Source organism: Alteromonas sp. Cnat2-8 (genome assembly GCF_022348355.1).
Classification (GTDB): Bacteria; Pseudomonadota; Gammaproteobacteria; order Enterobacterales; family Alteromonadaceae; genus Alteromonas; species Alteromonas macleodii.
In genome coordinates, this window is the sequence record NZ_JAKREX010000003.1 from 609,018 (window position 1) to 620,510 (window position 11,493).

Annotated in this window: 13 protein-coding genes; 8 read left to right on the forward strand and 5 right to left on the reverse strand. The window is 44.8% G+C overall.

Annotated features, from left to right (window positions below):
* Nucleotides 1-5: 5 nt before the first annotated feature.
* From MHN00_RS10475 to MHN00_RS10495, 5 genes are all read left to right on the forward strand, one after another.
* Entirely contained in the window at nt 6-707 is a 702-nt protein-coding gene (locus tag MHN00_RS10475; protein WP_101566075.1) for a DNA-3-methyladenine glycosylase I, read from the forward strand.
* A gap of 172 nt (nt 708-879) precedes the next feature.
* Nucleotides 880-1,677, forward strand: coding sequence for a bifunctional demethylmenaquinone methyltransferase/2-methoxy-6-polyprenyl-1,4-benzoquinol methylase UbiE (gene ubiE / locus MHN00_RS10480; RefSeq protein ID WP_014950941.1), 798 nt, complete (start codon nt 880-882; stop codon nt 1,675-1,677).
* A complete protein-coding gene (locus MHN00_RS10485) occupies nt 1,677-2,312 on the forward strand; it encodes an SCP2 sterol-binding domain-containing protein (protein ID WP_101566073.1) in 636 nt (211 codons plus the stop codon). The genes ubiE and MHN00_RS10485 overlap by 1 nt, the downstream gene beginning before the upstream one ends.
* A gap of 23 nt (nt 2,313-2,335) precedes the next feature.
* On the forward strand, nt 2,336-3,964 hold the full coding sequence (gene ubiB, locus MHN00_RS10490; RefSeq protein ID WP_014950939.1) for a ubiquinone biosynthesis regulatory protein kinase UbiB: 1,629 nt from the start codon (nt 2,336-2,338) through the stop codon (nt 3,962-3,964).
* 293 nt (nt 3,965-4,257) lie between these two features.
* On the forward strand, nt 4,258-4,467 hold the full coding sequence (locus tag MHN00_RS10495; RefSeq protein WP_012519905.1) for a cold-shock protein: 210 nt from the start codon (nt 4,258-4,260) through the stop codon (nt 4,465-4,467).
* A gap of 150 nt (nt 4,468-4,617) precedes the next feature.
* Here the strand turns inward: MHN00_RS10495 and MHN00_RS10500 are convergent, their stop codons facing one another.
* A complete protein-coding gene (locus tag MHN00_RS10500; RefSeq protein ID WP_156086993.1) occupies nt 4,618-4,758 on the reverse strand; it encodes a hypothetical protein in 141 nt (46 codons plus the stop codon).
* A 106-nt stretch (nt 4,759-4,864) separates the two neighbouring features.
* Here MHN00_RS10500 and MHN00_RS10505 point away from each other — a divergent pair, with 106 nt between their 5' ends.
* The 3 genes from MHN00_RS10505 to MHN00_RS10515 all read left to right on the forward strand — a co-directional run bounded on the left by MHN00_RS10505 (nt 4,865) and on the right by MHN00_RS10515 (nt 7,912).
* Entirely contained in the window at nt 4,865-5,509 is a 645-nt protein-coding gene (locus MHN00_RS10505; RefSeq protein WP_101566070.1) for a hypothetical protein, read from the forward strand.
* 79 nt (nt 5,510-5,588) lie between these two features.
* Nucleotides 5,589-6,071, forward strand: coding sequence for an Lrp/AsnC family transcriptional regulator (locus MHN00_RS10510; RefSeq protein WP_014950937.1), 483 nt, complete (start codon nt 5,589-5,591; stop codon nt 6,069-6,071).
* 245 nt (nt 6,072-6,316) lie between these two features.
* Nucleotides 6,317-7,912 (forward strand): methyl-accepting chemotaxis protein, encoded by a 1,596-nt coding sequence (locus tag MHN00_RS10515; protein WP_101566068.1) that lies wholly within the window; start codon nt 6,317-6,319, stop codon nt 7,910-7,912.
* Between the two features lie 34 nt (nt 7,913-7,946).
* Here the strand turns inward: MHN00_RS10515 and MHN00_RS10520 are convergent, their stop codons facing one another.
* The 4 genes from MHN00_RS10520 to MHN00_RS10535 form a co-directional block, all read right to left on the reverse strand.
* Nucleotides 7,947-8,111, reverse strand: a complete 165-nt coding sequence (locus MHN00_RS10520; protein ID WP_014950935.1) for a hypothetical protein — start codon at nt 8,109-8,111, stop codon at nt 7,947-7,949.
* Between the two features lie 392 nt (nt 8,112-8,503).
* Nucleotides 8,504-9,511, reverse strand: coding sequence for a cytochrome d ubiquinol oxidase subunit II (locus MHN00_RS10525; protein WP_101566066.1), 1,008 nt, complete (start codon nt 9,509-9,511; stop codon nt 8,504-8,506).
* Nucleotides 9,512-9,522: 11 nt separating this feature from the next.
* The gene (locus MHN00_RS10530; protein WP_014980453.1) at nt 9,523-10,896 is read right to left on the reverse strand and encodes a cytochrome ubiquinol oxidase subunit I; all 1,374 of its coding nucleotides are present in this window, start codon (nt 10,894-10,896) and stop codon (nt 9,523-9,525) included.
* An 11-nt stretch (nt 10,897-10,907) separates the two neighbouring features.
* Nucleotides 10,908-11,465: a MarR family transcriptional regulator gene (locus MHN00_RS10535; RefSeq protein WP_014999724.1), complete on the reverse strand. Its 558-nt coding sequence runs from the start codon at nt 11,463-11,465 to the stop codon at nt 10,908-10,910.
* Nucleotides 11,466-11,493 lie beyond the last annotated feature (28 nt).

Sequence of the window (11,493 nt, forward strand, 5' to 3'; positions counted from 1 at the left end):
CACACATGAAAGAGTCTAAGTTAGAGTCTTTTCAATCTATCTACCGCCGAGCGTGCGAGCGCAAAGGCGGTGAAAGGGTGCTTGAAGCCATGCTCCAAGCACCACTTTCTAAAGCGCAAATTGAAACAATTCCTGACGACCGTTTTTTAGCGGCGATGACCAAAAAAGTGTTCCAGTCGGGCTTCGTGTGGCGAGTTATCGAGCAAAAATGGCCCGACTTTGAAACCGTATTTTTCGGGTTCGACATTGATAAAGTGTTGTTGATGCCCGATGAAATGCTAGAGCAAAAAGCGTCAGATAAGCGCATTGTTCGCAACTATAAAAAAGTGATGACAGTGCGTGACAATGCCATGATGATCAAAGACGTAGCCCTGGAGCACGGCAGCTTTGGTAAGTTCGTAGCAGGCTTTGAAAAAGACAATATCACTGAGCTTTGGGCGTTTTTGAAAAAACGCGGTGCGCGATTAGGCGGTAACACCGGCCCCTACATGCTTCGTGCACTAGGCATAGACACGTTTTTATTCTCACGTGACGTGGAAGATTACTTGCGAAAGAATGAAATTATCGACGGTGGCTTAACCTCGAAAAAGTCGCTGTCGGCGGCCAATGCGGCATTTGCGCAATGGCATGAGGAAAGCGGCCGTTCTTTGCAAGAGATCAGTGCCATTGTTGCCTATAGTTGGGGCACAAACAATCAGGTAGCGTAGAGCAAGCTGATCTAGTCTTCTAAACAAGCGAGCTTGTGCCTTGCAGGCTCCGCTTTTGTAAAGGTCAAAGGCTTGATTTACATCAGGAGACAGTCAGGCATAAAGCTTTTGCTTGAGCACACAATCCTATACACTTCGGCATTAATAAAAATATTCAAATTACAGGACTGTCATGAGCGACAATCAAACTCCCGCTACGCAAGCAGACTCTGCAATCGACAATGCTACTGAGCATACAACGCACTTTGGTTTCAAACAGGTGGATAAAGGGCAAAAAGCCTCTTTAGTTGCTAATGTTTTTGACTCTGTTGCAGCAAAGTACGACGTAATGAACGATCTTATGTCGATGGGAGTGCATCGTTTATGGAAGCGTTTCACAATAGACTGCAGCGGTGTTCGCGCTGGCAATAAAGTATTGGATATTGCCGGTGGTACTGGCGATCTAACCGCTAAGTTCTCTCGCTTGGTAGGTCCTACAGGGCGCGTAACCCTTGCCGATATCAACTTGTCTATGCTGAAAGTAGGCCGTGATAAGCTTCGCGATCGCGGCTTGGTAAGCAACATCGATTATGTGCAAGCTGACGCGGAAGCACTGCCTTTCCCCGACAACCATTTTGATGTGGTGACCATGGCATTCGGCCTTCGCAACGTAACGGAAAAGCAAAACGCGCTTAATTCTATTTTTCGCGTGTTAAAACCAGGCGGCCGTTTACTGGTATTAGAATTTTCTAAGCCTACGTCAGAGCAGCTCAGCAAACTTTACGATATGTACTCGTTTCACATTTTGCCAAAAATGGGTCAGCTAGTGGCGAACGATGCAGAAAGCTACCAATACCTTGCGGAAAGCATACGTATGCACCCAGATCAAGAAACCTTGAAGGGGATGTTCGAGCAGGCTGGCTTTGAGCAATGTGATTACCAAAACCTGACTGGCGGTATTGTAGCGTTACATAGAGGTTATAAGTTTTAATGCCTACTTCTGCGCTGGTTACCGCAACGGCTGAATCGGTTTTAAACAAGTTGCTGTCTTTAGACGAAGACAGCGAAGTAAGGCTAAAAGCGCTTGCTGGCGCCAGGCTTACCGCGTTCATTTCGCCGCTTCCTTATGGTATTACGCTTTCGTTTTCTGACCGTATTGACGTACTCAGCGAACAAGGCTCGTTTGAAGACGCCGTCGCGTCTCTTGGGCCGAAAGACTGTTGTATTAAAACGTCGCTACAAACCTTGCCAGAGTTAAAAGAAACCAGCCAGTTGACTCGACTTATTCAGCAAAAAGCCCTCTTTTTGGAAGGAGAGCTCAATGTTGCTCAGCAGGTCAGTGCCTTGTTTCAGCAACTCGATATCGACATTGAAGAGTTGCTGGCACAAAAGACCAACGATGTTATTGCCCATCAGACCGTGAAAACGGTGAAAACCGTGCATGAGAAGTCGATGTCAGCGCTAGCGTCCATGGCGAAGGTATTCGGCAACGCCGTAGTAGAAGAAAAGCAGCTTGCTGCACACAAGCTGGCGGTTATGCACTTTAGTGACGAAGTTAATGCGCTTCGCGATCGAGCAGAAAGTGCCGATGCGAGACTGCGCCGCCTAGAAGAAAAATTTAAGTAAGATTGAGAGAAACAGGCTCATAAATGCGTATTGTTAGGTTATACCGAATTAACAAGGTATTGTTGGAACACGGCTTAGACGAACTTATTCCAGCAAAGTGGTTACCCTGGTACGCGCGGGCTATGCGTCATACCATTTTTTGGGTGCGAAACAAGCACAAGGGCAAGTCAGCCGGCGAGCGTATTACCCTTGCACTACAAAACCTTGGGCCTGTTTTTATTAAATTCGGCCAGATGCTCTCTACCCGCCGAGACTTGCTTCCCCCTGCCATTGCTAACGAACTTGCCCGTTTACAAGACAAAGTTCCGCCGTTTTCATCTGACGCTGCACAAGACATTATCAAGCAAGCGTTGGGGCTTTCTGACTTAAGCGAATTATTCAGTGAATTTGAAAAGGCGCCACTGGCGTCTGCCTCTATCGCCCAAGTTCATGCGGCAAAGTTAAAGCATAACAATGAAGACGTTGTGGTAAAGGTGTTGCGCCCAGATATTCGCGATACCATCGTGGCAGACATGGAGCTATTGTTTAGCTTGGCTAACGTGCTTCAACGCTGGCTTCCTGATGGCAAACGGCTGCGTCCTGTCGAAGTGGTTGTGGAATACCGCAAGACCATTGTTGATGAACTTGATTTACTGCGTGAATCTGCAAACGGTATTCAGTTAGGGCGTAATTTTGAAGGTTCAGACGCGCTTTATGTACCTAAAATTTACAGTGACTATTGCCGCAGTAATGTGTTGGTTATGGAGCGTATTTACGGTCTTCCAATCTCAAATATAGACGCATTACTTACCCAAAATACCAATATGAAAAAATTGGCCGAGCGCGGTGTGGAAGTATTCTTCACTCAGGTATTTCGCGACAGTTTTTTCCATGCAGACATGCACCCGGGCAATATCTTTGTATCTACCGAACACCCTGAAAACCCCAAATATATCGCCATCGATTTTGGCATTGTGGGTACGCTCAACCGTGAAGACAAGCGCTATTTGGCTGAGAACTTTATTGCCTTCTTCAACCGCGACTATCGCAAAGTCGCGCAGCTTCACGCCGACTCAGGCTGGGTACCGCAGGATACCAATATCGATGAGTTCGAGATGGCCATCCGCACGGTATGTGAACCTATATTCCAAAAGCCACTAGCTGAAATATCCTTTGGTAACGTGCTGCTGCAGCTATTTAATACGGCACGACGTTTCAATATGGTTGTGCAGCCACAGCTTGTGCTACTGCAAAAAACATTGCTGTATATCGAAGGCTTAGGCCGTCAGTTGTATCCTCAGCTCGACCTTTGGAAAACCGCTAAGCCGTTTCTTGAAAATTGGATGAAAGAGCAGATTGGCTTTACCGCCATGATGGGGAAGGTGAAAGACAATTTACCTTTCTGGTCTGAAAAACTACCTGAAATGCCAGACCTGCTGTACGACAGTTTACAGCAAATGAAGCGCTTGCCATTGCAACAACAAAGGGCCCATTTGGCACTGCTCCAAGAGCAAAAGAAAACAACTCAGACCACTCATTTAAGCGTAGTGGGCGCCACTTTTGTGTTAATGACAGCAATACTGCCAATGTACGATTTATCATGGTATTTCCCTGCAAGTACAGGCGTAATTGGCGCAATTTGCTGGTATTTAGCCTGGCGGAAAGGGCATTAATTTTTGTTACGCTGCGGTGAAATATTTATGAAATCCGTAGTTTATCAATTAATTTGTATATTAATCGTCCCGAAGAGTGTTATAGTGGCTTTGGCTTTAAGCCAAAGTCTTTAAAGAGACGCGATTTTGTATTATTTGCTATATGTTAAACCACTCGAGTTACCCGGTAATTTGTTGTAAGTTGTTTGTCCATTCGTAAGTAAGACCCAATACTCCGCCAATTTAAAGACTCTAAAGAACTTAGTTACACGCGCTTATGCGCAATTTAATACGATATTTGAGGTCTATACGACATGTCTAAAGTTACAGGCACAGTTAAGTGGTTCAACGCTGATAAAGGTTACGGTTTTCTAACTCAAGATAACGGCGGTAAGGACGTATTCGTTCATTTCCGTGCGATCATCTCTGACGGTTACAAAACGCTTCCAGAAGGTCAGCGAGTAGAATTTGAAGTTGAAGAAGGTCAAAAAGGTCTTCAAGCTGCTAACGTGCAAGCTATCTAAGAATTCAAAAACGGCGGTCATTTGACCGCCGTTTTTCTTTCTATTGTCTGCATTTCCACACTCACGCTAAACGCGCGACAAAGCTTTTAGTCCATACCGCTTTTGGTATATATCATTTCTAACGAATAACGTTTTTCATCAATAGCTAGTCTACTGCGTCGCTATCGCCATCCTCTCTCGGCTACACCACATAAGCACTCGTTCACCCCAATAAATTTGAAGCTCGCAGCATATTCCTAATATCAGTACGCCACGGTATTGCGTAGTCATAGCGTTTAATGCTTTACTCATTACAACGCCCATTTGGGTAATACCAGTCCGCACAGTTAATTACCCATTCAGCGAGACTCAAAGTGTTCATAATCGCGGCGATAAATACGTCTACAGGGAGTGCTTAATGCGCATGACATCAACTATTCGATCTTCATTGGCCACCGCGCTACTTATTCTCAGTTCAAACCTTGCCTATGTTGCTCAGGCAAATGGACAAGTCGATGAACAGGGTGTTTTAGCAATGGTGCTTAATACCGAAATCCGTATGGCAGACGTCGTGCCTAGTGAAGAAGAACGTAAAAACTTGAAGCAGCAAGCGAAAGACAATTACGCAGGTATGCTTGATTATGTGGTCCGTGTAAATGCGTCTAACAGAATTTATGAGCTTGTTTTAGAGGACTATGCAAAACAAAAAGGCATAACTGTTAATCAAACACTGGTAAGCAAGTTTATCGAGAAGTTTGAAGGTCAGGTTTCAAGTGAAACGGCCGCGAAACCCATTAAAGAGATAGCGGCCAAGCAGGTTATACAGTTTCAAACAGAAAAAGCGATGTATGAAGAGTTTGGAGGGCGTGTTATCTTTCGCCAGTCTAACCCGCAAATGCCGATTGACGCTTACAATACGCTGCTATCTCGCTATCGCGATGCAGGTAAACTTAGCATAATAGACGAGGACTTGCGGGATGCATTTTGGGATGTATTTACGCCCCCCTTTCAATACGAAATTGCACCAGAAAATGTCGACTTTAGTCAGCCTTGGTGGCTGTAAATAGCCTCCATAAAAGTAAAGCGCCTGACGTAATTCGCTGAAAAACTGAGAACATGGAAATAAAGGGCAACATCTCACTATGCGTAGTGAAAAAACAAGCGGTATAGACACAATAGATAAAGCCATTTTGGCCATGCTACAGAATAACGCTGACACGCCTGTCGCAGAAATCGCTGAGCAAGTTGGGCTTACGGTAACGCCCTGCTGGCGGCGTATTCAAAAGCTAGAAGAGAAGGGCATAATCTCTAGGCGAGTAGCGCTGTTGCAAGCAAAACACCTGGGGCTGGCCATGACCGTTTTCGTGCAAGTAAAAGCGGGCAGACATGATGGAAAGTGGCTGGCAAGTTTCGCCAAGCACGCCGCGTCGTTTGATGAAGTTGTTGAATGCTATCGTATGTCTGGCGAATACGATTACCTGCTAAAAGTCCTCGTTACCGATATGGATTGCTTTGATCATTTTTATAAGCGATTGGTTAACGGTATAGAGTTTTCCGACGTCACTTCAAGCTTTGCAATGGAGCAGATTAAGTACACAACCTCGGTACCGCTTAACCATATTTAACCCCTCATAATTAGCGTTGGTTTTCTCAATACCTTCGGTGATAGATGAGGCAACTTGCAGTTGAAGACACCAAATAACATAAATTCGATAACTTCACGATTAAAAATCTGAAAGAAAAAAGCAACCGTAGCGGTCTATTTTTGTTCAATTGTAGGAGAAGTATATATTTTGTCCTACCACGAATAGAAAAGGGTGCAGAGACGTGCGACAAGTATAGGCGTGCCCCTAAATAATATGGGGGTTATATGTTTAAAACCATCAAGCAAAGAATCTTGCTCGGTTATCTTCTCGTTGTAATTGTGTCGCTCATCGCGGCAATTGTATTGACAAAGAACAACGCCAATGTCGAAAACTTAGTAGAAGCCTACGTGGATGAAACATTACCCTCGTTAAGCGCTATCGATGATATACAAACTCAAAGCAAAGAGTTGGTGCTTATCGCGTATTCCTTATACGGAACCACAATAAATAGTCGCGAATATAACGGACAGAAAGACCGGCTCGTCGACGAGACCAACGCCAAATTTTCCCAATTCAGCTATATGGGAAGCGACGCCGCTCAAGAAAAATTTGATGTACTGGTTGCGTCAGCTGCGTCTTTACAGCAAACGATGTCAGCAACATCTATAGATTGGGATATTGCACGGGAAAATCTTCAAGTTATTACCCAAGCAGCATCTGAACTAAATGCACTTTTAACTGGGGTACGCTCGGGTGTTGAGCGTGCTGCGAACTCTCGAACCATGGCTATTTCTGCTGAACTCAGTGTGAGCCAGTTCACTATCTACAGCCTAATCATATTGCTACTGGCTGTATCCATAATGGGCTACATACTTGCTAAGCGGAATATCGCAAGTCCTATCGAAGAGATGGCTAAGAGGCTTGACGATATTGCAAAAACACGCAATTTACAGTCACGTCTACCTACTCAAAATTTACAAGAACTCCACGCGATAACGCATAGCGTTCAAGGTCTACTAGCCGTATTTCACAAGGGAATGACTGACCTTCAACATGCAGTGAATGACCTGAACCACTCATCACAAACACTTAACAGTGCAACATCACACTCTTCAACCGCTATTCTAAGCTTTCAAGGAGACATCAAGCAGCTAGTGTCAGTCATGGATAATCTGTCTGATGAAATGGAACAAAGCCTTACTCTATCTATAAAAGCTGCGGAACAAGCGAAAGGTAGTGCCCACCAGATAGCGCAAGGTAAGGTGGATGTGGAAACCACAGCGCGCGCCATCTCTGATTTAACCCTGAACATTGATAAAACTGCTACTACGTTAGATAAGCTGCAAAGCGATGGAAAAAACGTATCGAGTGTGGTGAAAACCATTGCTGAGATTGCTGATCAAACTAACTTATTGGCACTTAATGCTGCAATAGAAGCGGCAAGAGCAGGAGAGTCGGGTAGAGGTTTCGCGGTGGTGGCGGATGAAGTGCGTACGCTAGCATCAAGAACTCATCAATCGACAGTTGAAATTAATGCCATGTTAGAAAAAATAGTGCAGTCAATTCGTGATTCTGTACAAACTATGACTTCGAATAAAGACAAGGCACACAACGCATTGGGGCTTGCCAATGAGCTGGTGATTACGTTGGAAGACGGACGCAAAAGTGTTTTATCGTTAGTTGAGGTGAGCAATGAGGCTTCTGCTCTTGTACAACTCGCTAAAGATCAGGTGCAAGTTGCACGCGAAGGGGCACTAGATTTTCAAATGCTGGGCGATCAAGTAAAAGCCGCGAATACCAATGTGAATAGTGAAGCGAAAAGCTTATTCAGCCTGGCTGAGAACCTTCAGGAAAACGTTAATAGATTTAAATTGAGCTAAAAAAATGGGGCCGGTTTGACGGGCCCCATATAAATTAATGATTTTGGTCTTCAACGTGCTGGTCGGCAAATATCTTGGATTTCTTTTTGATTTTACATCCTAAGATACGCTGCGCATTTTTACGGCCGATATAGTGAGCGACTGTGTAGGGGTGCGCGCGCTTGAAGAACCGTGAGAACGAATGGAATACATTTTCCATGGTATTGGCTCCTTCTATTAAAAATTGCCCCAAATAAAATATAGTAATATTACAGTTTGATGTCAACAAAATATTTAACGGTAAGTAACGTTTAAATTTTGATCACACCTTAAGGGTAGACTAGCTAACGCTAAACATCCTCTAGTCATTGGTATACATTGTTCGAGGGAAAGGATCATATTTTGATCGCAGGTTTTCAGATCGAGTTCGTGGATTGGGGATACTGGTCGCCGCAAATGCCCCAAGCACAGGAAAGGCGTCGGGAACCGCAAGAAACTCGCAATGTACAGCGTTTAGTATAGCGCTGAATAGAAAGTGAACACCATTGAATTTCAATGATGTTCACTATTGTTTCAAGTAATTGGGATCTGCTGCGATCCCATTAACAAAGGCTAGTAGTAAGAAAGCTTCTCTGATTTACCGGAGAATATCTTATATACCATGGCCGTATAAGCCAAAATAATAGGTACTACAATAACTACGCCAACAAGCAAGAAGCGCAGAGAGCTTGCATCACTAAGCGCATCCATCACCGTCATCTGTCCAGGGATGATAAACGGATAGTAGCTTATGCCAAATGCGGTGAAACAAAGTAAAAATACTAGAAGGGCAATAAAGAACGGAAGCCATTCGCCTTTCCCTTGTGCATCAGGCAGTTTTTTAAGCAACACACCACATAGTGCTAAGAGCGCAAAACACGCTACTGGAATAGCGAAAAGCACATAGCCCCAAGGAGCAGACAACCATAAATCTCGCACGTCATCGTGTAAGGTTAGGTTTGCGATACTTACCGCGACAATCCCTACTGCCAGTACCCCTAAACCTCTTCTGGCCCAGTAATACGCTTTTTGTTGAAGCTCACCTTCGCCTTTAAGTATTAACCAGCACGAGCCAATAAACGCATAAGCAGCCGTAACACCAAATGCAGCGAGAAGTGCAAAGCCTTGCGCCCAAATATCTGTGCGAAGCCCCGTCACGTATATACCTAACATATACCCTTGAGCTAATGTGGTTAAAAGCGAACCGTATTTGAATACCATGTCCCACTTACGCTTTTTCACCTGCACAACCTTGGCGCGAAAATCGAACGCTACGCCGCGCAAAATAAGCCCTAATAACATGAAGGTTGCAGGCAAGTACAAGGTTTGTAAAAACTCACTATGGGCTTCAGGGAAAGCAATAAGCAGTAGACCTATGGCGAGCACAAGCCACGTCTCATTAGCATCCCAGTAAGGGCCTATGGAGGCTATCATGTCATCGCGAAACGCTTCTGTTCTTGGCGGAATAAGTACACCCACACCCAAGTCGTAGCCATCTAAAATGGCGTACAGCAATACAGATAAACCAAGTAAACCCACATAAATATTTCCGAGCATTTCTGCTGATACACTTTCAAACATGTTTGCTCTCCTTAAACCGTGCTTGGGTCTGGGTCAGTAGGTTGCATTTTTGCCTTGGCAACTTCGCGCTCTTCCGTCGTTATCTCTTCAATTTCAACGGCTCTTCTGCACATCAACATAAGTGTTCCCATGTATGCGATTAGAAGCACCGTATAGATAACAAGATAGAGCGTGAACGACAGAGCAATATTCGCCGGTGGTAACTGGGTAACGGCATCAGCGGTTCTTAATACACCACTTACCAAATAGGGCTGACGGCCTATTTCCGTTACGTACCAGCCTGCTAACGTAGCAATCCAGCCGCTAAACGCCATGCCTGCAAACGTGCGTTTAAGCCAAATTGGGAAGTCTTTGTTACGCATAAGATAAAGACTGCCAAGCCATGACACAGCGAGCATCAACATGCCCATACCCACCATAACCCTAAAACCGAAGAAAACAGGAGCAACGGGCGGATGCTCTCCTTCAAACTCATTTAACCCCTTAATCTCGCCCTTAAGTTCGTGAGTAAGAATTAAACTTGCACCATAGGGAATGGGAATTTCAAAATGATTCTCTTTGCTTTCTTCGTCAGGAATTGCAAAAAGTAACAAAGGTGCACCTTCAGTGGTCTCCCAAAGTCCTTCCATCGCCGCTACTTTCTGAGGCTGATGCTCAAGCGTATTTAAACCATGCATGTCGCCAGCAAAAATTTGTAGCGGTATTAACACTGCCGCCGTATAGGTGGCGGTTTTAAGCGCGAGCTTAGGCGCAAGCTTGTCGTCGCCTTTAAGCATGCGGTAGGCCGAAAGCCCAGCTATCAGGAAGCTGGCCGTCAGTCCAGACGCTAACATCATATGTACAAAGCGGTAAGGGAAAGATGGGTTAAAGATAATTTCTTTCCAGTTTGTGGCATACACAACGCCGTCGACCACTTCAAAACCCTGTGGGGTTTGCATCCAGCTATTTAAAGCTAGTATCCAGAACGCAGAAGTAGTGGTGCCAAGTGCAACAATAAGGGTTGAAGCCGTATGCAGCCAGTTCGGAACACGGCGTATGCCAAACAGCATGATGCCTAAAAACGTGGCTTCTAAGAAAAAGGCGGTAAGTACCTCATAACCTAACAGTGGCCCCGCCACATTACCTACTTTCTCCATAAATCCAGGCCAGTTAGTACCAAACTGAAATGACATGGTGACGCCGCTTACTACACCCAAGGCGAAGCTTAGGGCAAAGACACGTACCCAAAAGCGATACATACGCATCCACACAGGGTGACCTGAAATATTAGAGCGCAGCTTGAAGTAAAATAGAAACCAGCCCATCGCCATGGTGATGGTTGGAAACAAAATATGAAAACTAATATTTAACGCAAATTGTAAACGAGACAGCAAGAATGCATCCACAGAAGGCCCCCTTAGTTAACGCTGTTTTTCCCCGGAAGTAGCTTGTCCTTAAGCTCAAGCATACGGCCCACGCCAGAACCCAACTTCATCAACGTGTTTAACTTTTCAGGCCCAAGATTTTGAAGCTCTTCAGACCATGCCGTAATTGATTCGAGTAAATCGTGAATTTCGTTCAGTTTATGTTGTGCATTTGCCTCTTTTTCATTGGCAGGTGCGTCAAGCAACAAATCACGCAGTAGGCTCATGGTTGGGTCTATCTCGCGCTTTCTTCGTTCTTCAAATACTCTATTGGCCAATGTCCAAATATCGCCAGCCGGAATAAAGAACTCTTTTCTCTCACCAGGAACAAGATGCTGTTTGACTAAGCGCCATGACTGAAGCTCTTTTAAACCCATGCTGGTATTGCCTCTGGATATGTTGAGCGCATCCGCAATTTCCTGCGCTGAAATGGGCTCTTCGTTTAAAACAATAAGCGCTAGAATTTGCCCAACTGTTCTGTTGAAACCCCAACGACTTCCCATTTCGCCAAAGTGCATAACCGCAGATGTAATTAAAGGCGTCATTTTCATTTTTACCTTCCAGAAGTTTCAGAAATTA

Bases quoted from the DNA above. Each gene is read 5' to 3' on its own strand.
- MHN00_RS10485 (WP_101566073.1), top strand. From the start codon at position 1,677: ATGCCTACTTCTGCGCTGGTTACCGCAACGGCTGAATCGGTTTTAAAC.
- MHN00_RS10515 (WP_101566068.1), top strand. From the start codon at position 6,317: ATGTTTAAAACCATCAAGCAAAGAATCTTGCTCGGTTATCTTCTCGTT.
- MHN00_RS10535 (WP_014999724.1), bottom strand. From the start codon at position 11,465: ATGAAAATGACGCCTTTAATTACATCTGCGGTTATGCACTTTGGCGAA.
- MHN00_RS10520 (WP_014950935.1), bottom strand. From the start codon at position 8,111: ATGGAAAATGTATTCCATTCGTTCTCACGGTTCTTCAAGCGCGCGCAC.
- MHN00_RS10495 (WP_012519905.1), top strand. From the start codon at position 4,258: ATGTCTAAAGTTACAGGCACAGTTAAGTGGTTCAACGCTGATAAAGGT.
- ubiE (WP_014950941.1), top strand. From the start codon at position 880: ATGAGCGACAATCAAACTCCCGCTACGCAAGCAGACTCTGCAATCGAC.
- MHN00_RS10525 (WP_101566066.1), bottom strand. From the start codon at position 9,511: ATGTTTGAAAGTGTATCAGCAGAAATGCTCGGAAATATTTATGTGGGT.
- MHN00_RS10500 (WP_156086993.1), bottom strand. From the start codon at position 4,758: ATGAGTAAAGCATTAAACGCTATGACTACGCAATACCGTGGCGTACTG.
- ubiB (WP_014950939.1), top strand. From the start codon at position 2,336: ATGCGTATTGTTAGGTTATACCGAATTAACAAGGTATTGTTGGAACAC.
- MHN00_RS10505 (WP_101566070.1), top strand. From the start codon at position 4,865: ATGCGCATGACATCAACTATTCGATCTTCATTGGCCACCGCGCTACTT.
- MHN00_RS10510 (WP_014950937.1), top strand. From the start codon at position 5,589: ATGCGTAGTGAAAAAACAAGCGGTATAGACACAATAGATAAAGCCATT.
- MHN00_RS10475 (WP_101566075.1), top strand. From the start codon at position 6: ATGAAAGAGTCTAAGTTAGAGTCTTTTCAATCTATCTACCGCCGAGCG.